The sequence below is a fragment of the Aurantimonas sp. A3-2-R12 genome, from assembly GCF_036016755.1.
GTDB lineage: Bacteria > Pseudomonadota > Alphaproteobacteria > Rhizobiales > Rhizobiaceae > Aurantimonas > Aurantimonas coralicida_A.
In genome coordinates this window covers 25,420-50,317 of the sequence record NZ_JAYXIH010000018.1, presented here as the reverse complement: position 1 = coordinate 50,317, position 24,898 = coordinate 25,420, and the positions used below count along the sequence as shown (strand labels likewise).

The window sequence follows — 24,898 nt, the reverse complement described above, 5'->3', positions numbered from 1 at the left end:
GCGCGCTACGAGACACGCGGCCTCGCCGAAGTCGCCTCGGAAGGGGCGGCCGGCGACACGCCGATGGCGCCGCTGGCGCTGTACGAGACGGTCGCCAACGCCAACCGGATCGCTGCTGTCTGCGAGCGGGCGGAGGCCGGCGGGCTATCCCCGGGGGTCGGGTTGGCCGAAGCGCGGGCGCGGTTTCCCGGCCTAGCGATCATCCTCGCCGATCCGCCGGCCGACGCGCGGTTGCTGACAGCCCTTGCCGACTGGTGCGACCGCTACACGCCCCTCGTCGCCCTCGACCCGCCGCATGGCCTTTTCCTCGACATTTCCGGCTGCGCCCATCTGTTCGGCGGCGAAAAAGCGCTGATGGACAACCTCCTCGCCCGCCTGTTCCAGCAAGGGTTCGCCGCGTCCGCTACGATCGCCAGCCATGCCGGCACGGCGCTCGCCCTGGTCGGCCACGGCGACGCCAGCATCGTTGCGGCGGGCGGGGAACAGGCTGCGATCACTCCGCTGCCCGTCGCCGCTCTACGGCTCGATTCGAGCCTCGCCGCCATGCTCCGACGGCTCGGCCTCAAAACGGTCGGGTCGCTGTTGTCGCTGCCGCGCGCTGGATTGGCCCGGCGCTTCGGCGAGGATCTTTTGACCCGCCTCGATGAAGCGGCTGGCCGGGTCTTTCGGCCGATCAGCCCCCGTCGGCCGATCCCCGAGCTTGCCGCCGAGCGCCGGCTGTTCGAGCCGATCAGCCGGATCGAGGATGTCGAGCGCGTCCTTTTCCTCCTCGCCGAACGGCTGCAGGACGATCTGGCGCGCCGCGGCGTCGGCGCCCGGCGGCTCGAACTGTCGCTGTTTCGCGTCGACGGACAGGTCAACCGGCTCGCCGTCGGCGCCTCGCGGCCGGTGCGCGAGCCGGGCCATGTGCAGCGCCTGTTCCGCGAGCGCATGAAGGGCCTCGGGGAAGAGTTCGACGCCGGCTACGGCTATGATCTCGTCAAGCTGGCGGTGTTCGAAGCCGCGCCGATGCCGGATGTGCAGACGGATTTGTCCGGCGCCGATGCGGCCGTCGACGTTTTCGGCGGCCTCATCGACCGGCTCGGCGCCCGGCTCGGCGAGGCCAGCGTCCTGCGGATCGAAGTCGCCGACAGCCATTGGCCGGAACGGGCCGAACGCTGGCGACCGGTGGACGCCGGCAATGTCGGCCCCCTCGCGGCCCGGCAGAGCCTTGCGCCGGTCAGCGCGCCCCGGCCGGTCCGACTGCTCGCCTTGCCGGAGCCGATCGAGGCAAGCTTCGAGGTGCCGGACGGCGCGCCGCTGCAATTTCGCTGGCGCCGGGCGCTGCACCTCGTGCGCCGGGCCGAGGGACCGGAGCGGATCGGCGCCGAATGGTGGCGGGACGCGGGCGAAGCCGCGCGCGACTATTACCGGATCGAGGATGCCGACGGCCGCCGCTTCTGGCTGTTTCGAGAGGGCTGGGCCGACCCGGCGGTCGATCCCGAATGGCAGCTGCCGGCTCCGCGGCTGGCCTGGTATCTGCACGGAATCTTCGCATGACACCCGCGCCGGCCCCGCCCGCCTTCGCCGAACTCGGCGTCGCCAGCTGCTTCTCTTTCCTGCGCGGCGCCTCGCAGCCGGAGGAACTGGTCGTCACCGCCCACCGGCTCGGCCTCGGCGGCATCGGCCTTGCCGACCGCAACACCGTCGCAGGCGTGGTGCGCGCCCATCAGGCGGCGCGAGAAGCCGGCCTTGCCTACGCACCCGGCGCCCGGCTGGTCTTTTCCGACGACACTCCCGACATTCTGGCCTATCCGCGCGATCGCGCCGGCTGGGGCCGGCTCTGCCGCTTGCTCAGCCTCGGCAACCTGCGAACCCGCAAGGGCGATTGCGTCCTGCATCTGTCCGACTTGCTCGAATGGGGTGACGGCCTCAATCTCGCTGCCCTGGCTCCGGCGGAACTCGGCCATGACGAGAAAGCCGGAGCGGACCTCGCCGAAGCCCGCCTCGCCCGCGCCCTCCAGGCGCTCGCCTCGGCCTTTCCAGGCGCCGTGCGGCTTGCCGCCGCGCCGGCCCATGACGGGCTCGACCAGCGCCGCTTCGCCCGCGCCGCCCGCCTTGCGGAGCAACGCGGCACGCCGCTGATGGCAACCAATGACGTCTTCCACCACGCGCCGGGCCGAAGGCGGCTGCAGGACGTGATGACCGCGATCCGGGAGCATGTGCCGCTCGCCGAAGCGGGGCGCCTTTTGTCGCGCAACGCCGAGCGGCATTTGAAGGCCCCGGACGAGATCGCCCGGCTGTTTCGCGCCTATCAGGGAGCCGTCGAGACCGCCAATGGCTTCTTCGCCGAACTCGATTTCGACCTGAAGAGCCTTCGCTACGAATATCCCGACGAGGCGCTGAAGCTGACCCGCACCCCGGCGGAGGAACTGCGCTTTCTCGCCCATGACGGCGCCAAATGGCGCTATCCGGAAGGCGTTCCGGCGAGCGTCACCCGGCAGATCGACTACGAGCTCCAGATCATCGGCGAGCTGAAATACGAGCCGTATTTCCTCACCGTCCACCACATCGTCGAATTCGCCCGGTCAAAGGGCATTTTGTGCCAGGGGCGCGGCTCGGCGGCCAATTCGGTGGTTTGCTTCTGCATCGGCATCACCGAGGTCTCGCCCGAGCGCGCCGGACTGTTGTTCGAACGGTTCATCTCGTCGGACCGGCGCGAGCCGCCGGACATCGACATCGACTTCGAGCACGAGCGCCGCGAGGAGGTAATCCAGTACATCTACGACCATTACGGCCGGGACAACGCCGCCATCGCCGCCACCGTCATCACCTATCGCGCCCGCTCGGCCGCCCGCGAGGTTGGCAAGGCCTTCGGCCTGTCGGACGACGCGGTCTCGGCGCTGTCCGGATCGGTCTGGGGCTATCATTCCTCCGATCTCGGGGAGTGCGAAGCCGCGGCGGCCGGTTTGACGGCCGAGGATCCGACCACGGCGAATGTCCTCCACTTCGCCACCGAGCTCGCCGGCTTTCCCCGGCATCTGTCCCAGCATGTCGGCGGCTTCGTCATCACCAGGGACCGCATCGACGCGGTCGTGCCGATCCTCAACACCGGCATGGACGGGCGCACCATCGTCGAATGGGACAAGGACGATCTCGACGCACTCGGCATCCTGAAAATCGACATTCTCGCCCTCGGCATGCTGTCGTGCCTGCGCCGCGGCTTCGATCTGCTTGAAAGCCATTACGGCGTGACGCTCAGCCTCGCCGATCTGTCGTTGGCGGCGGACGACGCGCCGACCTACCGGATGGCCCAGCGGGCCGACACGCTCGGCGTCTTCCAGATCGAAAGCCGGGCGCAGATGTCGATGCTGCCGAAGCTCAGGCCCGAATGCTTCTACGATCTCGTCATCGAGGTGGCGATCGTGCGGCCCGGCCCGATCCAGGGCGACATGGTCCACCCCTATCTCAGGCGCAAGATGGGGCTGGAGCCGGTCAGCTATCCGAAGGAGGAGTTGCGCGAGGTGCTCGGCCGCACCCTCGGCGTGCCGCTGTTCCAGGAACAGGCGATGCGAATCGCCATCGTCGCCGCCGGCTTCACGCCGAACGAGGCGGACAAGCTGCGCCGCGCCATGGCGACGTTTCGCCGGGTCGGCACCATCCACACCTTCCAGAAGAAGCTGGTCGAGGGAATGGTCGCGCGCGGCTATGAGCGCGACTTCGCCGAACGCTGTTTCAAGCAGATCGAGGGTTTTGGCGAATACGGCTTTCCCGAAAGCCACGCCGCTTCCTTCGCGCTGCTCGTCTATGCCTCCTGCTGGCTGAAATGCCATTATCCCGACGTCTTCGCCGCCGCGCTTCTGAACGCCCAGCCGATGGGCTTCTACGCGCCGGCGCAGATCGTCCGCGACGCCAGGGAGCACGGCGTCGAGATCAGGCCGGTCGACGTCAATCACTCCGCCTTCGACCAGACGCTGGAGGCGGCACCCTTCGATCCCGGCGGCATGAAAGCCCGGCATTCGGACATGCGGGAGGCCATCCGAACCCGCCACGCCGTCCGCCTCGGCTTTCGCCAGGTCAAGGGGCTCGGCGCCGAGGAAATGGCCACGCTGGTGGCGGCACGGGGGCCGGGCTACGATTCGATCCGCGATCTGTGGCTGCGTTCGGGGCTCAAACGCGCGACGATCGAACGGCTGGCCGACGCCGACGCCTTCGACTCGCTGGGCCTCACCCGCCGCGACGCGCTGTGGGCCTGCCGGGCGCTCGATCCCAACGGCGCAGCCGAGCGCCTGCCGCTGTTCGAGCGCGCTTCGGCCAAGGACCTGCAGGACGAGCCCGACGCGCATCTGCCGCCGATGCCGATCGGCGAGGAGGTGTTCAACGACTACCGTTTCCTGTCGCTCTCCCTGAAAGCGCATCCGGTCTCCTTCGTGCGCGCCGCGCTGGAACGGAGACGCGTGCTGGCCAACGAGACGCTGGCGACGCTGCGCTCGGGCAGCCGCGTCGCCGTCGCGGGCCTCGTCCTCATCCGCCAGCGGCCGGGCTCGGCGAAGGGCGTGATCTTCATGACCATCGAGGATGAAACCGGCATCGCCAACATCATCGTCTGGCCGAAAATCTTCGAGCGCTTACGTCCGGTCGTCCTCGGCGCGCGCTTCGTCAAGGTGACGGGACGAATGCAGTCCGACCGGGGGGTGATCCATGTCGTCGCCGACGACATCGAAGATCTGACGCCGCTGCTGATGCCGATCGCCAGCGGCGACGTCCCCGCGGTCGGCGAGGCCGAAATGGACGAAAACTCCGAGGTCGTCGCCTCGCTCGGGGCCGCGCTGGCCCGGGCCGACGAAATCCGCCGACCGGTCGACGAACAGCGCGGTCAGGCAAGACTGCTTGCCCGCCACCGCTCCATGCTCGCGACACCCGACCCGGCGCATCGTCCAGGCCTTGCCGATCGGTCCGTGCGACAGGTGCTGCCGAAGGGGCGGAATTTTCAATGAGCGAACTGCGATGCCCCTTAGGCGCGCGATCGATCGCCGGTTCACCAATCAGGCTCTGGCCGAATCCGACGACCTTGCTATCTTCGCGCTGACGCCGTCGAAATGTTCCGCGACGCCGAACGACAGGGGGACCCATGCCGGAATCGCGGCCGACCACAGGCCGACCGCAACGGATCGCAACGCTTGCCGCCGCGAACCGCACCTTGCCGGCGCGCCGATGGGCGCGTTCGCTCGCCCCAGGGTTCATTCCGGTCCTCACCGCCGGCTGTGCCGGTCCGCAATCGACATTCGAAGCCGCCGGAACCGAAGCCGCCAACGTCGCGACCCTGTTCTGGGTCATGCTCGCCGGGGCTGTCGTCATCTGGCTGCTCGTCATCGGCCTCTCGGTCTACGCGACCAGGGTCAATCCCGCGGCTCACAGCGAAGCGACCGGAATCCGGCTGATCATCTGGGGTGGTGCCGTCGTCCCCACCATCGTCTTGGCCGCCCTCTTGAGTTGGGGCCTCACCATGATGCCGGAACTTCGGCGCGAAGCGGACGGGCCAAAGATCGCGGTCTCCGGCGAGCGCTTCTGGTGGCGTATCGCCTACGGCGTCGAAGGCGAACCGGGCGTCGCCAAGAGCCTGCCTGCCGGCGGCGTCGAGAGTGCCAACGAACTCTGGCTGCCGGTCGGCCGCCGCTCCGAAATTCTCCTCGGCAGCCCGGACGTGATCCATTCCTTCTGGGTGCCGGCCATCGCCGGCAAGACCGACGCCATTCCCGGCAGGGTCAACCGGCTGGTGCTCGAGCCGACCCGCGAGGGCGTCTACAACGGCGTCTGCGCCGAATTCTGCGGTGACGCCCACGCCCAGATGGGATTTCGCGTCGTCGTCGTCTCGGGGGCCAATTACACCCACTATGTCGAGGCCCAGAGCCAGCCGGCCGCCGTCACCGAGGGCGAGGGCGCCGAGCGGTTCGTCGAACGCGGCTGCGGCGCCTGCCATACGGTGCGCGGCACGCCGGCCGACGGCGCCGTCGGGCCGGACCTGACCCATATCGCCTCGCGGAAAACCATCGGCGCGGGTCTGCTTGAGACAACGCCGGCGAATATCGCCGCCTTCATCCGCTCCCCCGCCCATCTCAAGCCGGGAGCCGAAATGCCCGCCTTCGCCATGCTGCCCGAAGCCGAGATCACCGCCATCGCCAACTGGCTGGGGGCGCTGCGATGAGCGAGACCGCGTTCGGCAAGCCTGGCGTGACCGGCGCCACCCATCAGGACCAGGAGGACGCGGCCGTCCGCCGCGCCCAGGAGGAGCGACTGATCGAGGTCTGGAAGGCGCCGAAAGGCTGGCGCTACTGGTCGGCGGTGAACAACACCGAGGTGGGGATCTGGTACACCGCCACCGCCTTCGCCTTCTTACTGTTCGCGGGCGTTCTCGGCCTGATGATCCGCGTGCAGCTCGCCGTTCCGGACAACGACTTCCTGTCGGCCAGTTTCTACAATCAGGTCTACACGCTGCACGGCACGGTGATGATGTTCCTGTTCGCCGTGCCGATCTTCGAGGCGGTGGCGATCGTCATCCTGCCGCAGATGCTGGGCGCGCGCGACCTGCCGTTTCCGCGCCTTTCGGCCTTCGGCTATTGGTGCTTCCTCATCGGCGGAGTGTTCGTCACCGGCTCGATCTTCTTCGACGCGGCGCCCGCCAGCGGCTGGTTCATGTATCCGCCGCTGACGACGCAGGAGCGCTTCACGCCGGGATATGGTCCCGACATCTGGCTGCTCGGCCTCTCCTTCATCGAGGTCGCCTCGATCGCCGCGGCGGTGGAGCTGATCGTCGGCACGCTGAAATGCCGGCCGCCCGGCATGCGGCTCAATCTGATGCCGCTCTATGCCTGGTATGTGCTCGTCGTCGCCGGCATGATCCTGTTCGCATTCCCGCCGCTGATCGCCGGCGACATCCTGTTCGAGCTGGAGCGCCTGTTCGGCTGGCCGTTCTTCGACCCCGAGCGCGGCGGCGACCCGATGCTGTGGCAACACCTGTTCTGGATCTTCGGACACCCTGAGGTCTACATCGTCTTTCTGCCGGCGATCGCGCTTCTGGCGATGATCGTTCCGACCTTCGCGCGGCGCCCGATCCTCGGCTATTCCTGGATCGTGCTCGCCGCTGTCGGCACCGGCTTTCTGTCGTTCGGCCTGTGGGTCCACCACATGTTCACCACCGGCCTCCCCGCGATCTCGCTCGGCTTCTTCTCGGCCGCGTCCGAGGCGGTGGCGATCCCGACCGGCGTCCAGATCTTCGTGTTCCTGGCGACGCTCCTGACCGGCCGGGTGATCTATCGGGTGCCGATGCTGTTCGTCTCCGGGGCGCTGGCGATCTTCGTCCTTGGCGGCCTCACGGGCGTCATGGTCGCGCTCGCGCCCTTCGACTGGCAGGCCCACGACACCTATTTCATCGTCGGACACCTCCATTACGTCTTGATCGGCGGCATGCTGTTTCCGGTCGTTGCCGGCATCTACTATTTCTGGCCGATGCTGTCGGGACGAAAGCTGTCCGACGGCCTTGGCAAGATCGCCTTCTGGCTGATGTTCGTCGGCTTCAACGTCGCCTTCCTGCCGATGCACTGGTCGGGGCTGATGGGCATGCCCCGCCGCATCTGGACCTATCCCGCCGACCTCGGGCTCGACATTCCCAATCTGATCTCCTCGGTCGGCGCCTTCGTCTTTGCCGCCGGCTTCCTCGTCGTCGTCTTCGACGTGCTGCGGCCAAGCCGCCATCTGCCGCGTGCCGAGCGCAATGTCTGGAACGCCGGCACGCTGGAATGGCTGGCCGAGACCGAGGACAAGGGCTGGGGGGTGCGCTCGATCCCGCTCGTCACGACCCGCTATCCGCTGTGGGAGCAGCCGAACTTCATGGAAGACGTCGACATGGGACGCTTCTACATGCCGGACGCCGAGGAGATGCAGCGCGAGACGATGGTGACCGGCGTCCTCGACGCGACGCCGGAACAGTGCCTGCGGGTTCCCGGCCCGACCTTCATGACCATGTGGGCGGCGATCTTCCTCGGCGCGGTGTTCATCTTCGCGACCTTCCACTGGTGGCTGGCGACCATCGCGGCGATGGTGCTGGCGACCGCCGCGATTCTCGTCTGGCTGTGGCGCGGCACCGCCATCATCCCGGAGAAACCGGACAAGGATGTGGGCCGCGGGCTGACGCTGCCGCTTTATCTTTCCGGCCCGAAATCGGTCGGCTGGTGGGCGATGTTCATCACCATGGTCGGCGACGGCACCGCCTTCCTGTCGCTGGTGTTCGGTTATTTTTTCTTTTTTACCATCCACGAAAACTTTCCGCCGGCCCGTATCGAGGGGCCGGGGTTGGTCTGGCCGTTGATCGCGCTGGCGCTGTTTGCAGGCGGGTGGATCGCCGCCCGCCTGGCGCTCAGAATCAACCGCGCCGGTTCGGTCGGCATGGCGCGGGCGCTCATGGGCGGCGGCGCCTTGCTGGCCCTTGGCGGCGGAGCGGCTCTCGTCTGGGCACCGTACGTCACCGGTCTCGATCCGGTCACCCACGTCTATCCGGCGACGGTCTGGGTGCTGGTCATCTGGACAGCGGTCCACGGCGCCGTCGGCGCACTGATGCTCGGCTATTGCCTGGCGCGATCGCTCGCCGGCCGGCTGACGCCGGTCTACGACATCGATATCGCCAATGTCGCGCTCTACTGGCACTTCATGGCGGCCACTGCGTTGATCACCGTTGCGACCATCGCGCTCTTCCCGCTGGCGGTCTGAGGAGAGGGCGATGAACACCAACCGACAGACCCGCGACAATCTCTGGACGCTGATCACCCCGCCGACGGTCTGGGCGCTGCACTTCCTCGTCTCCTACGTACTCGCGGCCTATGCATGCGCGCCGAATGTCCAGGTTTTCGAGACCATCGGCGGCGCCCGCATCGCCATCGCGATCGTGACGCTCCTTGCGCTGGTGCTGATCGGCCTCGTCTTCCGACGGGCGCTGCACGAATGGCGCACGGAAGGCGGCAGCGGTTTTCACAACGACGAGGATAGCGGGGCGGGGCGCGAGCGGTTTCTGGAGTTCTCCACCGTACTACTCGCCGCGCTGTCCTTCGTCGCGGTGCTCTTCGTTGCCCTGCCGGTGCTGATCAACGCGGACTGCCGATGAGAACCGGCGCGCCCATTCTTGCCGACTATGGTCCGGCCATGACCCCGGCGGCATCCAAGTGGCCGGGTATCACGCGGTTCTGGCCACTGGTCGCCGGCGTCCTCCTGCTGACGCTTTTGTGGTTCGGGCCGCTGCCGGAGAGCGCCCGAGGCTCCTTCGCTGCCCATATGGCGTTGCATATGGGCCTCGTCGTCCTCGCCGCGCCGCTGCTCGCGCTCGGCCTGGCGCGCGCCTTTCCCGGTTTGATCGCCGGGCTTTCTCCGGCTGTCGCCATCGCCGCCTCGCTGGTCGAGTTCGTCGCGGTCTGGGCCTGGCATGCGCCGGTGCTACACGACGCGGCGCGCGTGGATGCGGCCGTTTTCGTTCTTGAGCAAGCCTCGTTCCTTGCCGCCGGCATCCTTCTGTGGGCCAGCGCCATCGGGGCGGCGGGCGCCGGCCGGCCGGCCGCTCGCGCCACGGGCGTCGTCGCTCTTCTCGTCACCTCGATGCATATGACACTGCTCGGTGCGTTGCTCTTGCTGGCGCCGCGCCCGCTCTATGCCTGCGCCGAACTCTGTTCGCCCGCCGCCGCGCTGACGCCGCTGGGCGACCAGCAACTCGGCGGCGTTTTGATGTTGCTCGTCGGCGGCGCGGCCTATCTGACAGGCGGACTGGCGCTTCTCGCCTCGATCCTGCGCGAGCAAATGCCCAGCGGTAGGACCGGCTGATGCGGATCGATTTCATCCTCACCGGGAAGAAGCTTCTCCTTGCCGCTGTCGGCGCCGTCGCGCTGGCCTTCGCCGTCAGCCTTTCCGGCATGGTCTCCATCGCGGCGTCCACGGGACATTTCGCGCCGGTCGGCTGGTTCTTGAACTGGACCATGCGCAACACCGTCGCGCGCCAGTCATTGACCATTTCCGTTCCCGAGAACATCGACCTCGACGATCCGGCGCTCGTGCAACGCGCGGCGGGGCATTTCGCCACCGGCTGCGCCCCCTGCCACGGCGCCCCCGGCATGCCGCAATCGCCGGTCTCCCTGTCGATGACGCCGCATCCGCCGCGGCTCGCCGAAAGAATCGGCGACTGGAAAGACCGCGAGCTGTTCTGGATCGCCAAATACGGCATCAAATATTCGGGTATGCCCGCCTGGGTGACCCAGGAGCGGGACGACGAGGTCTGGGCGCAGGTCGCCTTCCTGCGCGCGCTTCCCGAGATGACGGCCGAGCGCTACGCCGAGCTCGCCCTCGGCGGCAAACGCGGCGATGAAAAGCTGCAAGCCGGCGGCGAGGCGACGGCCGGGCTCGACGGCATCTTCGCGAACGCACTGGCGGATTGCGCGCGGTGCCACGGCCGTGATGGCCTCGGCCAAGGCGAGAAAGACGCCGCCGGCGCCTTTCCGATCATCGCCGGGCAGCCTGAAGCCTATCTTCTGGCAACGCTCAGGGCCTATTCGGAAGGCTTCCGCCATTCCGGCCTGATGCAGCCGCCGGCCAAGCGCTATGACAAGGCGACACTGGCCGCGCTGGCCGAATGGTATGCTGGCAAGCCAGTGAAGCGCGGTTCCGATGAGCCGAGGGAGAGCCCCGCCCGGGCCGGTCAGGTCGCCGAGGCCGAAACGGAACCGGCAAGCACGCCCGCCGATGGCGTTCCGGCGCAGATATTTCCGCCCGACACGCGCAGCGGAAACGCCGTCGTCTCCACCGCGACGGCCGGAGGCCTCCCGGAAGACGCGGCGGCCATGCGCGATCTCGGACGAAAGATTGCCCTGGAGGGCCTTCCGGCCCGCAAGATTCCCTCCTGCGAGAGCTGCCACGGCGCCGAGGGACGGGCGAAGAACCCGCTTTACCCCTATCTCGGCGGCCAGCCGGAATGGTACGCGCGGACACATCTGGAACTATGGAAGGACGGCGTCCGCGGTGGTACGCAATTCTCGCACCTGATGACGCCGATCGCGGTCAACATGACCGATGAACAGATCGCTGCGGTCGCCGCGTGGTATGCCGCCCAGCCGGTCGGCCGTTGAGCGGGCGACGACGCATGAACGACAACCGAGAGAGCCTTGATGGATAGCAGCGCCGACGCACAGTCCTGGGAAACATCGATGGCGCCGGGCCTCGACGTCGTCGAGGCGATCGCGATCAAGGCCTATGCCGAACTTCCCGATGAGTTCCGGGCGCTCTCCGGCGAGATTCGTTTCTACGTCGCGGACTTTCCCGACGACGACGTGGTCCGCGAGATGGAGTTGCAAAGCCCCTTCGACATTCTCGGCCTGTTCGAGGGCCGCGGGATCGGGGACATCGACAGCCCGGTCACCGGAGAGATGCCGAACCGCATTCTTTTATATCGCCGGCCCATCCTGGATTATTGGGCCGAGCACGAGGAAACCCTGGGTACCCTTGTCTCGCATGTGCTGATCCACGAGATCGGCCACCATTTCGGCCTGTCGGACGACGACATGGAAGCGCTCGAGGCAAGCGTGACCTGAACCGCCCGTTATCGCTTCGTCTTGAACCGTCGCCCGGTTTTGCCGCCACCGCAGGAGGGCCAGCACAGCCAGGCTGACGAGGACGATCGTCAGGGTGAGCGGAAAGGCCATCGCCACGACGGCAAGGACGGCGATCACGGCAAAGGCGGCAAGGCCGACAAGCGCACAGCCGATCCCGTAACCAATGGCGGATTCCAGCGATGGCCTCATGCTGCGGCGGCGCAGTCTTCGCACATGGCATAGCCGTGACGCATTGGCCTCACCGGCGCGCCTACTGCTCGCCGAGCTTCATCGCCGGGTCGTAATCCTTGCCCGCGACGGTTTTGACCACGGCCTGGCCGCAGCGCATTGTGCCCATCGCCGCGTCATAGGCGTAGGTCGGCGAGCCATGCAGCTCCCAACCCTTGGACAGCGCCAAAGACAACTTGTGGCAGAAGGCGGAATCGTCCGGCCCCGACAGGAAGCGGTAGAGCTTCATCGCGCCGCCTCCCGGTCGGCGATCGCATCGCGCATCGCCAAAAGGTTTTGCGCCTGCTTGAGATGCAGCCGCTCGACCATGCGTCCCTCGATCTGCAGCACGCCCTTGTCGGCGTTTTCCGGCGCGGCGAAGGTCTCGACGATCCGCTCCGCCCAAGTGACGGCGGCGGGATCGGGCGAGTAAGCGGCGTTGGCGGCCGCGATCTGTGTCGGATGGATCAGCGTCTTGCCGTCGAAGCCCAGCCGTCGCCCCGCCGCGCATTCGGCGGCGAAGCCCGCCTCATCGCGGAAATTGGCATAGGGGCCATCGAGCACCGCCATTCCATAGGCTTTCGCCGCCACCATGATCTGCATGATCCAGGGCATCAATTCGGCCCGGTCGGGGCCAGGCTGGATGCCGGTCGACAGGGCGATGTCATAGGGTCCGACCATCAGGGCCGTCACTCGCGTGGCAGATCCCGTGGCAGCGAGCTTTCCCACGTCGAGAATGCCGAGGGGTGTCTCGATCATCGCCCATAGCTTCACGCTATCCGGCGCGCCCGCCTCCGTCAGTGTATCGGCGACCTGCCGCAGCGTCCCGACCGTCTCGACCTTGGGAAGCAGGACGGCGTCGACGCCGGCTTTCGCCGCCATCTGCAGGTCGTCGGTGCCCCATTGCGTGTCGAGCGCGTTGACCCGGATGATACGCTCACCGGCGAAACCGTCCGCGCCAAGATGGGTCGCCAGTCTGTCGCGGGCCGCCTGCTTCTCCCGCGGGCCGGCGGAATCCTCCAGATCGTAGATCAGCGCGTCGGCGGAAAGGCCGCCGGATTTTTCCAGCGCGCGCGCGTTGGCGGCGGGAACGAACAGAAGCGAGCGGCGGGGGCGCAATGATGTCATCATGGCGAAACTCATCGCCGATTCAGACGAAACAGGCAATCGCCGCCGCCGCAAAACTCTTGTGAGTTTGCGCGCCCGAGCCGAAATGCTATCCACCGCGCGACGATGAGCCGCCGTGACGAAGGAAGACCGTTATGCAGAAGTTCGACAAATTGACCGGGATCGCCGCCCCCTTGCCGATCGTCAATGTCGATACGGACATGATCATCCCGAAGGATTATCTGAAGACGATCCTGCGCACCGGCCTCGGCACGGGTCTGTTCGCCGAGCCGCGCTACAACGAGGATGGATCGGAGAATCCCGATTTCGTGCTCAACAAGCCCGCCTATCGCAACGCCGAGATCCTGGTGGCAGGCGACAATTTCGGCTGCGGCTCGTCGCGCGAGCACGCGCCCTGGGCGCTCTTGGACTTCGGCATCCGCTGCGTGATTTCCACGTCCTTCGCCGACATCTTCTACAACAACTGCTTCAAGAACGGCATCCTGCCGATCCGCGTCACGCCGGAACAGCTCGATCTTTTGATGGACGACGCCGAGCGCGGCGCCAATGCGCGCCTCACCATCGATCTGGAGGCGCAGACGATCGCCGGGCCTGACGGCGGCGAAATCTCCTTCGAGATCGACCCGTTCCGCAAGCATTGCCTTCTCAACGGTCTCGACGATATCGGCCTGACCATGGAGAAGGCGGGTTCGATCGCCAGCTACGAGACCGTGCTGGCCGAGCGCCGCCCCTGGGCCTGAGGTGGACGGTGACCGGTTGGCTGGATTGAACCGGGCGTCTTTGTCGAAACGATCGCAAGGTCAAAACGCCATGAATGCAACGAACCGCCGCCTCATCTCCACCGGCTCTCCGTTCGAAAAGCAGGCCGGCTATTCCCGCGCCGTCGCGGTCGGCGACTGGTGCTTCGTCGCCGGCACGACCGGCTACGACTATACATCGATGGAAATGCCCGACAGCGCCGCCGAGCAGGCGGAAAATGCGCTGCGCACCATCGACGCGGCCTTGCGCGAGGCGGGTTTTACCTTCGCCGACATCGTGCGTATCAACTATACCGTCACCGACGCCGCGCTGGCCTCCGAGGTCTTCGCGGTGACCGGCCGCTGGCTCGCGGACATCCGCCCTGCCGCGACGATGATCGTCGCGGGCCTGCTGCGGCCGGAGATGAAGGTCGAGATCGAGGCGACGGCCTTTCGCGGCTAGCCCGGCCCGATCCACTAGCCCTCGATCGTCATCTCCGGATGGAAGGCGTGGGCGACGAAGGCGAAGGTGATGTCGTGGACCGCCGGCTTGCCGTCCGGTCCGCTGACGCTGACGGTGCCGACCTCCCGGCCCTTGCCGATCTCGCGCGTATCCAGTGCCGAGGCCTGGCCTTCTTCCCAGCTCAGGCGATAGCCGCCGCGCTCAAGGCTCTTGTCTTCGCGCAGCTTCGCCAGCGAGACGATGGAGACCGGCTTGTTGCTCCCGGCCGCGCGCACCACCACCACGCGCGCCATCGGCTCGATCCCATCCGGCATCTCGCCGCGATAGAGGAACGGCATCGCCGAGCTGTCGTAGGAAACATAGGGGTTCTGGCCATAGGGCCGGCTCATGCTCGTCGGCGGCGCCAGCACCTTGGCGTCCGGATGGCGTTTGGAAAACGCCTGCCAGGAGACGAGGCCCGAGGGGATGACGTCGAGCGTCTTGCCGGTCATGGCTCCCACAATCCCCGTGCCGGTGAATTGCTGCCACCAGCTTTCCGTCTGCCGGTCGTACATGACGAGGTCGGAATTGCGCAGCTTCCCGGTCGTGCCGAAGTCGAGAACCGTGCCACCGAGCTCGCGCTCGAAGACGATCGCCGCGTTGCAGAGCGGACAATAGGTGACGGCCACGGGAATGCCGGCGACCGTATCGTTGACGATCTCGTGGAACATCAGGATACTCAAGGGGTAGGCTCGGGTCTCGCCGCCTACGGTCAGTTGGATTACCGGTTCGCGGGGCTGGAGATTATCCGTCTCGTCAGCCGTCACGAAGCGCGGATCGTCGATCGCCGGGATGCCGTCCTTCGGCGGACCGCCCGAGATGATTTCGGTCAGATCGACCGATTGTTTGGAGAAATCGGTCCGCCAGCCTTCGGCTGTCCACCGCGCGGGATTGGCGCCCGCCAGCCCGGTCCAGATCAGCACAGTCAGCGCGACGACAAATGCACCCGTTGCCCACCGAAAATACATTACATCCTCCCGCTCTCGCCCACACGCGGCAATTCTTTTGCGCGATTGTGCGCGTCGGCAGGGGCCCAAGCGAGTCACGCTTTTACGATTCGGCGTGATCGCGGCGCGATTCCCGCCTACGGATCGATCGGCGCGCTCCCGCGTTCTGCGGGCGATTGACGCAGTCGGGGGAGGCGGCGGCCGGAACAAACGCAGGAGCGGACATCATGTGGAACTGGCTGTCGCAAAACATCGACCTCATCAGCCTCGCGGTCAGTACGGCGATGCTGGTCGTATGGATCGTCTATCTGCAGCTTCTGCTGAACGGCTACCGGCGCCAGCGCAGTTCCTCGATCCTGATCAGCCGCGGCGCCGGCCACGGCATCCGATCCCGCTGCCTCATCACCAGCATGAGCGCCGAACCGCTCTACATCACCAGTATCATCGCGACCTTGGAAACCGATGCCAAGTCCTACGAATATGCCCTCACCGACTTGCGCGATCTTCCCGAGGACCTTGGCTCAGACCCGCGCTCGTCCATGCGTCAGGGAAGCCTCTCGACGGGGGACTATCTCGACATCGGCCATTTCGACGACCTGGTGAGCCAGTTGGTCGAGACAGATCCCGAATTGTCCAACCTCAGTTCCTGGACCGACTCCGTGACTGGGCTGAATCTGATCGTGGTCGCGCTCTACGGCCCTGATCTCCTCCCGGTCGGCGCATCACGTCGCTTCTCCTTCGTCGAGAACGGCGAGAAGAGCCTGCGGATTCGTCCCAACAGCTTGACGACGCGTCAGCTTCGTTCCCGTCGCCAGGGCAGGCGGCTGATGCGGAAACTGGCCGAGCATTTGTGAGGCGGCACCTTCACGGTCGTTGGGGGGCAAGCTGCGCGATATGTCAGAAGGCCGCCCTCTGCTTTACATTCGTTCATTCGCATGTATGAATTCGTCCGTCTTCAAGGGAGGAAGAACGAATGATAAACAGGTTACTTAGCACGGCCGTTGCCGCGATTTTCTTGACCGGCGCGGCATTCGCGCAGGAAGAGGAAAGCGGCGACAAGGATTACCGCACCTTTTCCGCCGGCGGAGAGGTCGAATACGGCGCGATCGAGGATTCCTACACGGCCGACCTGGTCATGTATCTCGCCGGCAACCAATTCATGGTCATGGAAGACCTGATCAAGGACTTTCAGTCCAAGAATCCCCAAATCGCAAAAGTCTATGTCGAGACCATCCCGCCGGGGCAGATTATCAACCAGCAAATTCTGAAGCAGGGTCAGATCCAGGGCAAGGATACGGCGCAGAATCCTGACCTTTACGCCAGCGTCAACCTCGGCCATCTGAAGAAGCTGAAGGCCGCCGATCTGATGGATGCGTATATGGTCTATACGCACAATCGGCTGTCCCTGATGGTCGCCGAGGGCAACCCAAAGGACATCAAGGGGGCGGAGGATCTGGCACGCGACGACCTGGTGCAGTCGCATCCCAATCCGCAGACCGAGGGTATTTTCCGCTTCTACGGATCGCAGATGCTCAAGGATATGGGCATCCACGAAAAGGTCACCGGAAACGCCGACTGCAAGGGCTGCTGGGCCGTGGAGGGCAAGACCTGGTTCACCGAGCGCCACCATCGCGAGACGCCCGACCGCATCGAAGCCGGTGAGGCGGATGTCGGCATCGTCTGGGAAACCGAAGTGCGCTACGCCAAGGCGGAGGGCCGCAAGATCGACGGCGTCGAGATTCCCGCCTCGCAGAACCAGCAGGACAAGGTCGCCTATGCCATCGGCACGCTGACCAACGCCCGCAATCCCGACAACGCCGAGACGTTCCTCGATTATCTGCGCTCCGACGGGGCGCAGGCGATCTATGAGAGCTACGGCTTCGTGCGCGCCAGCAAGGACGAGTTGGAGTCGAAACCGATCCCGGCGGGCTGAGCCGCTCCGGTCCCATACGCAGTTGTCCCGGGCTGCTTCGCCGATAGCGAAGCGGCCCGGTGCCGCCGCCCATTTGCCTGGTCCCGACTCCTCGCCGTTCACCCCTCGCCTTCTGCAAAAGTCGGGTTTGACGCTCGGTCAAAGCGCCGCGCCGAAAGTCCGAAGCTTGTCATCGTCCGCGCTTGCGCCTTTACTGCGGGACAGGGCCCGACGCGCAACAATGGACGGACATCGCATGTGCCAGCTCTTCGCCGGAATCCCGACCAAGAATTATGACAGCGAGACGCGATCCGTCCGCCTTTCCGGCCATGCGACATCGATCCGGCTGGAAGCCGCCTTCTGGCACGTGCTGGAGGAACTGGCCGCCGACCAGGCGATGCCGCTGTCGAAATTTCTGACGTCGCTGCACGATGAGGTGTCGGAGCTGCACGGCGAGGCACGCAACTTCACGTCGCTCCTGCGCTGCGCCTGCCTTTTGCATCTCGAGCGCATGGCGACTCGGCGGGCCGATGCCGAGACGGGCGAAATTCGGCGTCCCATAGAGCGTCATCAGGATTTCAGCATCGCGGTCTGACCGCCGATTGCCGCCCAGCAGGCCGGGATTTTCGGTGTGCTATCATCATACTACCCGCCACATGGAATCTGCGTCTAAGCTCGTCATGAACTGGCGGGTCGAGCCGGCTCTGGGAGGAATATCGTAGTCGCCGCGCGGCGACTGACGCTCGATTCCATGCCCTCAGCCGACTGCATCCGCCGCATGAATTCCGACGCCGCCATCCGGCGCGTCGCAACCATGACGAGGGTGGCTTGGCCAAGACAATTCACACGATGCTGCGGGTGCTTGATGAGGCGCGTTCGGTCGCGTTCTACGACAAGGCCTTCGGCCTGAAAGTCGCCGATCGCTACGACTTCGACTCCTTCACGCTTGTCTACCTCTCCAATCCGGAGAGCGAGCACGAGGTGGAGCTGACGATCAACAAGGGCGAGACGAAGCCCTACGATCTCGGCAACGGTTACGGCCATGTTGCCGTCTCGGTCGGCGATCTGGGCGCCGAGCACGAGCGCATGCGCGCGGCCGGACTGGCGCCCAAGGACATCAAGCAAATCTCGCATCAAGGCACGATGCTCGGCCGCTTCTTCTTCATCGATGATCCGGACGGCTACAAGATCGAGGTACTGGAACGGGGCGGGCGCTTCCAATAGCGCCGCACGCTCCTGGCGCGGCCCAGCGGGAGAATGGGACGGGTCGAGACAGACGAACCACGCCATCGGGAGGAACCAAAATGGCAGAGGTAATGGGGCGCGCCGCGCCGAACCGGCGCAGCTTTCTGAAAGGCGGAGCCGGACTTCTGGCCATGACGATCATGCCATCCGGCATGATCGTCGGGCAGGCGTGGAGCCAGATGCCGCAGGCGACGAAGCCGGAGACTTTCGCGACCCTCGTGCAGATGTCGCGGGACACCTATCCGCATGCCATCGTCGAGGACAAGTATTACGCGATTGCCGTCGACATTCTCGATCAGGCGGCCCGCGCCTCGGAAAGCGATCTCGCCATGCTCGAGGACGGCGTCGCCAAGCTGAACGATGCCGCGCGAGCCAAGCACGACAAAGACTACGCCGCAGTGGCGAGCGAGGACGACCGAGCCGCGATCCTGAAGGAGATGGAGAGCGATCCGTTCTTCCAGAAGGTGCGCTCGAACCTCGTCGTCGGGCTCTACAACCAGAAGGAGCTTTGGCCGATGTTCGGCTATGAGGGCGCCTCGGCCGACAAGGGCGGCTACATCGAGCGCGGCTTCGACGACATCGACTGGCTCTGAGAGCGGCGCCGGGAAACAGATCCAGCATTCGACAATGGGAGTTCGATGCGCCGCGAGGAGGCGATGGCATCGAGAACTCCGGGAGGAAACGCACCATGCCCGCACCTTATGATCTCAATGACGACAGCGTGGCCGTTATCGTCGGCTCGGGAGCCGGCGGCGGCACCCTCGGTACCCAGCTGGCGCTCAAGGGGATCGATACCGTCATCCTCGAAGCCGGCTCTCGCTACGAGACCGAGGACTTCATCAACGACGAGTGGGATTCCTTCGGCCAGCTCGCGTGGAAGGACAAGCGCACGACGTCCGGCGACTGGCAGGTCGCCAAGGATTTTCCGAACCTTCCGGCCTGGATCGTCAAGGCGGTCGGCGGTTCCACCACCCACTGGGCCGGAGCCTCGCTGCGCATTCAGGAGCACGAGTTCAAGACGCTGACCAACTACGGCGCGATCGAGGGCGCCAACCTTCTCGACTGGCCGATCGACCTGAAGGAGATGGAGCCCTGGTACGCCATGGCCGAGGACCGGATGGGCGTCACCCGGACCAACGGCATCCCCGGCCTGCCCGGCAACAACAACTTCAAGGTGCTGGAAGCCGGCGCCAAGAAGATCGGCTACAAGGAAGTCCACACCGGCCGCATGGCCATCAACTCCGAGCCGCGCGACGATCGTGCCTCATGCCTGCAGATCGGTTTCTGCTTCCAGGGCTGCAAATCCGGCGCCAAATGGTCGACCCTCGTCTCCGAGATACCCAAGGGCGAGGAGACCGGCCGGCTCGAAGTCCGTCCGGACAGCCAGGTCCTTAGGATCGAGCACGACGCCTCCGGCCAGGTCACCGGCGTCGTCTATGCCGACAAGGACGGCAAGGAGCACGTGCAGAAGGCCCGGATCGTCGCCGTCGCCGGCAATTCGATCGAAAGCCCACGGCTGCTTCTCAACTCGCAGTCATCGATGTTCCCTGATGGACTGGCGAACTCCTCCGGCCAGGTCGGACGCAACTACATGCGCCACACGACCGGGTCGGTCTACGCCACCTTCGACAAGCCCGTGCACATGTACCGGGGAACGACGATGGCCGGCATCGTCCAGGACGAGGCCAGGCACGACACCTCGCGCGGCTTTGCCGGCGGCTATGAGTTCGAAACGCTGTCGCTCGGCCTGCCCTTCATGGCGGCCTTTCTCGACCCCGGCAAATGGGGGCGCGATTTCTCCAGCGCCATGGACGAATACCGCAACATGGCGGGCCTGTGGATCGTCGGCGAGGACATGCCGCGCGAGGATAACCGGATCACCCTGTCGGACAGCGACAAGGACGCTTTCGGCATGCCGGTCGCCAACGTCAATTTCGACGATCATCCCAACGACACCGCGATGCGCAACCACGCCTACCGGCAGGGCTCGGCGATCTACGATGCGGTGGGAGCCGTGCGCACCATCCACACCCCGCCCTATCCCTCGACCCACAATCTGGGGACCAACCGGATGAGCGAGAAGCCTGAGGACGGCGTCGTCAATCGCTTCGGCCAGACCCACGACATCCCCAACCTGTTCGTATCCGACGGCTCGCAATTCACCACGGGCGCGGCCGAGAACCCGACCCTGACGATCGTCGCGCTGGCCTTGCGTCAGGCCGACCACATCGCCGGGCGGATGGCTTCCGGGGAGCTTTGAGCGGACCGGACGCGCGAGGGAGCCGACCACGGCCGGCTCTCTCGCCTCCCAACCGCGACGGTTGCGGCGAACGCGACATCCACTATCCGTCAGTCAATACCCGCGGCCCGACCATCCCCCCATAGGTGGCACCCAAGACCGCGCCATAAATGACATGCAGAATGAGCGTCATGACGGGAGCCATGATTCCGAGCTGCAGGCCGAACAGCCCCTGTCCCGCCGCGGGCATGACCAGCACCATCATGGCCAGCCAGGCGCCGATGCCGAAGACGATGCCGCGCAGCCATTGGGTGTCGCCCGGAATGGCGAGATTGATCCAGGCGAACAGACCGCCCCAGATCACCGTGCCCAACAGGAAGTGAACGCCCCAGGCGATAGCGGCCGACATGCCCGTCATACCGGCGATCATCCGGATGACGTCGAGTTGCGACATCAGCCCCATCGTGCCCTTCATCACCATCAGGATCGAGAGCAGAACCGTTGCCACGAGGCCGGCCGCCATTCCCTTGCCGATACGAATCATAATGCTGTCCCGCCTGTGTTCGGTCCAAATCGCTGGGATCGAGACATGCGGGGTTGGCCGAGGATAGAACAATCAAAACATCTCAAATCGACGTGACGCCAATTCCCGGCATTTGCCCACACTCCAGGGAAGGTTCCGTCCCGGTCATCGGCCGGCTGTCCCTGGCACGACTTTCGTGTAAATCCCTCGCCGACTGTATTTATACGACGGAGGACACCGCATCATGACCACCAAGCTCCTGCTGCTTCCCGGCGACGGCATCGGCCTCGAAACGATGGCGGAAGTCGTAAAGCTCGTCGCCGTGATGAACGAAGCGACCAACGCGGGTTTCGAGACCGAAACCGCACTCGTCGGCGGCTCGGCCTATGACGATTGCGGCAAGCCGGTGTCGGATGCGACCATGGATCTGGCGATGCAAGCCGACGCGATCCTGTTCGGCGCGGTCGGCGGGTCGAAATGGGACGGCGTCGCCTACGATCTGCGGCCGGAGGCGGGGCTGTTGCGCCTGCGCAAGGACATGGAACTGTTCGCCAATCTGCGCCCGGCGATCTGCTATCCGGCGCTGGCCGGCTCCTCCTCGCTGAAGCGCGAGGTGATCGAGGGGCTCGACATTTTGATCGTGCGCGAGTTGACCGGCGGCGTCTATTTCGGCGAGCCGAAGGAAATCATCGATCTCGGCAATGGCCAGAAACGCGCCATCGACACCCAGGTTTACGAAACCTATGAAATCGAGCGCATCGCCCGCGCCGCCTTCGACCTCGCCCGGACCCGCCGCGGCAAGGTGACGTCGATGGAAAAGCGCAATGTGATGAAGTCGGGGCTCTACTGGAACGAGGTGGTCACGCGGATTCACCGGGACGAACATGCCGACCTTGAGCTGGAACACATGCTGGCCGACTCCGGCGGTATGCAGCTGGTGCGCGCGCCGAAGCAGTTCGACGTCATCGTCACCGACAATCTCTTCGGCGACATGCTGTCGGACATCGCGGCGATGCTGACCGGTTCGCTCGGCATGCTGCCCTCGGCCTCGCTCGGCGCCGTCGACGCCAAGACCGGCAAGCGGCACGCGCTCTACGAGCCCGTGCACGGCTCGGCACCCGATATCGCCGGCCAGGGCATCGCCAACCCGCTGGCGATGATCGCCTCTCTGGCGATGTGCCTGCGCTATTCCTTCGCGATGATTGCAGAGGCCGACGCGCTGGAGGCCGCGGTTGCCGAGGTGCTCGGCAGCGGCATCCGCACCGGCGACATCATGTCCGACGGTTGCCGGAAGATCGGCACGGCCGAGATGGGTGATGCGGTGCGCGACAGTTTCCGAAAGAAGCTCGCCGCCTGAGCGCTCTCGCGCCCAGTGATCCTTGCGACTCACGCCATGCAACCACTTGGCTGCATCAGTCATTGTATCCTCAATCAGTCGAAGGAGAGCACGATGATTAGAGGTATCCTGAAAGCCGTTTTTGTCGGCTGGGTCGCCAAGAAGTTCCTGGGCCGCGACAGCGAGCCCAAGCGCGATCCGCGTCGGGTCTAGCTTTCGTTCCCGTCACACGGATCGCGGGCCGTCGGGCGAGTCTGCCCGGTGCGTCCCCGAAATGAATGGCCGGCCCTCCGAAAGGGGCTGGCCTTTTTTCGTTCTGGCGGCCCGATTGACAAGCGGGGTGTCTCCGCGCATATCGCAGGCCATGTTCGCGCGCTCCACGATCAAAACGTCGATTATCTGACGCCGTCTGCCCCGCTTGTCTCCCCCGGGGCGGTAGACGAGCGTGCAATGATCAGACGGGGAGAGCGAAGGATTGTATCCCATGGGTTACAAGGTTGCCATCGTCGGCGCCACCGGCAATGTCGGGCGCGAAATGCTGAGCATCCTCGCCGAGCGCGGATTTCCCGCGGACGAGGTCGTGGCGCTGGCTTCGCGCCGTAGCCTCGGGACCGAGGTCTCCTTCGGCGACAAGACGCTGAAGACGAAGCCGCTCGACCAGTACGACTTCACCGGAACCGACATCTGCCTGATGTCGGCCGGCGGCAACGTGTCCAAGGAATGGTCGCCGAAGATCGCGGCCAAGGGCTGCGTCGTCATCGATAATTCCTCGGCCTTCCGCTACGATCCAGACGTGCCGCTCATCGTTCCGGAAGTGAACGCCGATGCCATCACGGGTTTCACCAAGAAGAACATCATCGCCAACCCCAACTGCTCGACCGCGCAGCTGGTCGTGGCGCTGAAGCCGCTACACGATCACGCCAAGATCAAGCGTATCGTCGTTTCGACCTACCAATCGGTATCGGGCGCCGGCAAGAACGGCATGGACGAGCTGTTCACCCAGAGCCGCGCGGTGTTCGTCGCCGATGAAATCGAGCGCAAGACGTTCACCAAGCGCATCGCCTTCAACGTCATTCCCCATATCGACGTCTTCATGGAGGACGGTTCCACCAAGGAAGAGTGGAAGGTGATGGTCGAGACCAAGAAGATGCTCGACCCGAAGATCAAGGTTACCTGCACGGCCGTGCGCGTGCCGGTCTTCATCGGCCATTCCGAGGCGGTGAACATCGAGTTCGAGAACCCGATCACCGCCGACGAGGCACGCGCGATCCTGCGCGAGGCGCCGGGTTGCCTCGTCGTCGACAAGCACGAGGACGGCGGCTACATCACGCCGTATGAATCGGCAGGTGAAGACGCCACCTACATTTCCCGCATCCGCGAGGACCAGACGCTGGAGAACGGGCTGAACATCTGGATCGTCTCCGACAATCTGCGCAAGGGCGCGGCGCTCAACACTGTCCAGATCGCCGAACTGCTGATCAATCGCGGCCTTCTGGAAAAGCAGCGGGCGGCCTGAGCCAGCCGAACTCGAGGACGGCCGGTGTCGCTTTGCGAGGCCGGCCTTTCTTTTTGTGAATACCACAAGGACGCGGACGCTCTGTCCGTTGCCTGTGGGTAACGCTGGAATGGAATTGCGGCGGCTATCTGATCAGTCGTATTTCAGTCACTTGTAGCAACTAACGCCGACCGCGAATGGACACGAAGCGGGCCGTGAAGGCCCCGAAGCCAACACTGGATATCGCTCATGAAAAAGCTCGCCCTCGTCCTTGCGCTGACCACCGCCGTCGCCGGTTGCACGACCGACCCGTATACGGGTGAAGCCAAGCTCTCCAACACCGTCGGCGGGGCCGGCATCGGCGCCGGTGTCGGCGCGCTCGGCGGCTATCTCGTCGGCGAGGCGACGGGCGCCGATTCGGGCCGCGCCGCGCTGATCGGCGCCGGCGTCGGCGTGCTGGCGGGCGGCGGTATCGGTGCCTACATGGATTCGCAGGAAGACAAGCTGCGCCGGCAGCTCCAGGGTACCGGCGTCTCCGTCACCCGGGCCGGCGATCGCATCATTCTCAACATGCCGTCGAACATCACCTTCCCGAGCGACCAGGCGTCGATCCTGCCGGCCTTCTATCCGACGCTCAGTTCGGTGGCGCTGGTCCTGCAGGAGTTCGACAAGTCGATCGTCGACGTCTACGGCCACACCGACAGTCAGGGCTCTGACGCCTACAATCTGCAGCTGTCGCAGCAGCGTGCCACCTCGGTCAGCCAGTTCCTGGCAAGCCAGGGTGTCAACCCGCGCCGCCTGAACACCCAGGGCTTCGGCGAAAGCCAGCCGGTCGCTACCAACGACTCCGAGCAGGGCCGAGCCAAGAACCGCCGCGTCGAGATCGCGATCTCGCCGCTGCGGGCCGGCTAATACCGCCAAAAACGACCAACTCACGCGATGAGGGCCGCGCTCCGACGGGAGCGCGGCCCTCATCCTATTCTCGACCGGTCAAGCACCGGCCGGAGGT

General features: G+C 65.5%; 23 protein-coding genes. 19 read left to right on the top strand and 4 right to left on the bottom strand.

Annotated features, from left to right (window positions below):
* The first annotated feature begins 63 nt into the window (after positions 1-63).
* The 8 genes from VSX60_RS11245 to VSX60_RS11210 all read left to right on the top strand — a co-directional run bounded on the left by VSX60_RS11245 (position 64) and on the right by VSX60_RS11210 (position 11,597).
* Entirely contained in the window at positions 64-1,539 is a 1,476-nt protein-coding gene (locus VSX60_RS11245; protein WP_327624313.1) for a DNA polymerase Y family protein, read from the top strand.
* Complete coding sequence (locus tag VSX60_RS11240) at positions 1,536-4,976, top strand: error-prone DNA polymerase (RefSeq protein ID WP_327624267.1); 3,441 nt, start codon at positions 1,536-1,538, stop codon at positions 4,974-4,976. Before VSX60_RS11245 ends, VSX60_RS11240 begins: the two co-directional genes overlap by 4 nt.
* 134 nt (positions 4,977-5,110) lie before the next feature.
* Entirely contained in the window at positions 5,111-6,184 is a 1,074-nt protein-coding gene (gene coxB / locus VSX60_RS11235) for a cytochrome c oxidase subunit II (protein WP_327624266.1), read from the top strand.
* Complete coding sequence (ctaD, locus tag VSX60_RS11230; RefSeq protein WP_327624265.1) at positions 6,181-8,742, top strand: cytochrome c oxidase subunit I; 2,562 nt, start codon at positions 6,181-6,183, stop codon at positions 8,740-8,742. Before coxB ends, ctaD begins: the two co-directional genes overlap by 4 nt.
* Positions 8,743-8,752: 10 nt before the next feature.
* On the top strand, positions 8,753-9,133 hold the full coding sequence (locus VSX60_RS11225; protein WP_327624264.1) for a hypothetical protein: 381 nt from the start codon (positions 8,753-8,755) through the stop codon (positions 9,131-9,133).
* Positions 9,130-9,840, top strand: coding sequence for a cytochrome c oxidase assembly protein (locus VSX60_RS11220; RefSeq protein WP_327624263.1), 711 nt, complete (start codon positions 9,130-9,132; stop codon positions 9,838-9,840). Before VSX60_RS11225 ends, VSX60_RS11220 begins: the two co-directional genes overlap by 4 nt.
* Positions 9,840-11,135, top strand: a complete 1,296-nt coding sequence (locus VSX60_RS11215; protein WP_327624262.1) for a c-type cytochrome — start codon at positions 9,840-9,842, stop codon at positions 11,133-11,135. The genes VSX60_RS11220 and VSX60_RS11215 overlap by 1 nt, the downstream gene beginning before the upstream one ends.
* 39 nt (positions 11,136-11,174) lie before the next feature.
* Entirely contained in the window at positions 11,175-11,597 is a 423-nt protein-coding gene (locus VSX60_RS11210) for a metallopeptidase family protein (RefSeq protein WP_327624261.1), read from the top strand.
* A 271-nt stretch (positions 11,598-11,868) separates the two neighbouring features.
* Here VSX60_RS11210 and VSX60_RS11205 read toward each other — a convergent pair whose 3' ends face one another.
* Positions 11,869-12,075: a DUF1737 domain-containing protein gene (locus tag VSX60_RS11205; RefSeq protein WP_327624260.1), complete on the bottom strand. Its 207-nt coding sequence runs from the start codon at positions 12,073-12,075 to the stop codon at positions 11,869-11,871.
* Positions 12,072-12,956, bottom strand: coding sequence for an HpcH/HpaI aldolase/citrate lyase family protein (locus VSX60_RS11200; RefSeq protein ID WP_327624259.1), 885 nt, complete (start codon positions 12,954-12,956; stop codon positions 12,072-12,074). Before VSX60_RS11200 ends, VSX60_RS11205 begins: the two co-directional genes overlap by 4 nt.
* A 131-nt stretch (positions 12,957-13,087) precedes the next feature.
* Between VSX60_RS11200 and leuD the strand changes: the two genes are divergently transcribed.
* Together leuD and VSX60_RS11190 are read left to right on the top strand one after the other, a co-directional pair.
* Positions 13,088-13,693, top strand: a complete 606-nt coding sequence (leuD, locus tag VSX60_RS11195) for a 3-isopropylmalate dehydratase small subunit (RefSeq protein ID WP_327624258.1) — start codon at positions 13,088-13,090, stop codon at positions 13,691-13,693.
* A 70-nt stretch (positions 13,694-13,763) separates the two neighbouring features.
* Positions 13,764-14,153: a RidA family protein gene (locus VSX60_RS11190; protein WP_327624257.1), complete on the top strand. Its 390-nt coding sequence runs from the start codon at positions 13,764-13,766 to the stop codon at positions 14,151-14,153.
* 14 nt (positions 14,154-14,167) lie between these two features.
* Here the strand turns inward: VSX60_RS11190 and VSX60_RS11185 are convergent, their stop codons facing one another.
* On the bottom strand, positions 14,168-15,160 hold the full coding sequence (locus tag VSX60_RS11185; protein WP_327624256.1) for a DUF3179 domain-containing protein: 993 nt from the start codon (positions 15,158-15,160) through the stop codon (positions 14,168-14,170).
* A 206-nt stretch (positions 15,161-15,366) separates the two neighbouring features.
* On the opposite strand from VSX60_RS11185, the gene VSX60_RS11180 reads away from it, so the two are divergent.
* The 6 genes from VSX60_RS11180 (at position 15,367) to VSX60_RS11155 (ending at position 20,556) form a co-directional block, all read left to right on the top strand.
* Complete coding sequence (locus VSX60_RS11180; protein WP_327624254.1) at positions 15,367-15,993, top strand: hypothetical protein; 627 nt, start codon at positions 15,367-15,369, stop codon at positions 15,991-15,993.
* Between the two features lie 119 nt (positions 15,994-16,112).
* Complete coding sequence (locus VSX60_RS11175; RefSeq protein WP_327624253.1) at positions 16,113-17,072, top strand: molybdate ABC transporter substrate-binding protein; 960 nt, start codon at positions 16,113-16,115, stop codon at positions 17,070-17,072.
* Between the two features lie 235 nt (positions 17,073-17,307).
* On the top strand, positions 17,308-17,646 hold the full coding sequence (locus VSX60_RS11170) for a ribbon-helix-helix domain-containing protein (RefSeq protein ID WP_327624252.1): 339 nt from the start codon (positions 17,308-17,310) through the stop codon (positions 17,644-17,646).
* 233 nt (positions 17,647-17,879) lie between these two features.
* Positions 17,880-18,275, top strand: coding sequence for a VOC family protein (locus VSX60_RS11165; protein ID WP_327624251.1), 396 nt, complete (start codon positions 17,880-17,882; stop codon positions 18,273-18,275).
* A gap of 80 nt (positions 18,276-18,355) precedes the next feature.
* Positions 18,356-18,889, top strand: coding sequence for a gluconate 2-dehydrogenase subunit 3 family protein (locus tag VSX60_RS11160; protein WP_327624250.1), 534 nt, complete (start codon positions 18,356-18,358; stop codon positions 18,887-18,889).
* A gap of 95 nt (positions 18,890-18,984) precedes the next feature.
* Positions 18,985-20,556 (top strand): GMC family oxidoreductase, encoded by a 1,572-nt coding sequence (locus tag VSX60_RS11155; RefSeq protein ID WP_327624249.1) that lies wholly within the window; start codon positions 18,985-18,987, stop codon positions 20,554-20,556.
* 82 nt (positions 20,557-20,638) lie between these two features.
* Here the strand turns inward: VSX60_RS11155 and VSX60_RS11150 are convergent, their stop codons facing one another.
* Positions 20,639-21,079, bottom strand: a complete 441-nt coding sequence (locus VSX60_RS11150; RefSeq protein ID WP_327624248.1) for a DUF6789 family protein — start codon at positions 21,077-21,079, stop codon at positions 20,639-20,641.
* Between the two features lie 220 nt (positions 21,080-21,299).
* Here VSX60_RS11150 and leuB point away from each other — a divergent pair, with 220 nt between their 5' ends.
* The 3 genes from leuB to VSX60_RS11135 all read left to right on the top strand — a co-directional run bounded on the left by leuB (position 21,300) and on the right by VSX60_RS11135 (position 24,801).
* Positions 21,300-22,415, top strand: coding sequence for a 3-isopropylmalate dehydrogenase (gene leuB, locus VSX60_RS11145; protein WP_327624312.1), 1,116 nt, complete (start codon positions 21,300-21,302; stop codon positions 22,413-22,415).
* A 463-nt stretch (positions 22,416-22,878) separates the two neighbouring features.
* Complete coding sequence (locus VSX60_RS11140; RefSeq protein WP_327624247.1) at positions 22,879-23,910, top strand: aspartate-semialdehyde dehydrogenase; 1,032 nt, start codon at positions 22,879-22,881, stop codon at positions 23,908-23,910.
* A gap of 228 nt (positions 23,911-24,138) precedes the next feature.
* On the top strand, positions 24,139-24,801 hold the full coding sequence (locus VSX60_RS11135) for an OmpA family protein (protein WP_327624246.1): 663 nt from the start codon (positions 24,139-24,141) through the stop codon (positions 24,799-24,801).
* The last annotated feature ends 97 nt before the right edge of the window (positions 24,802-24,898 follow it).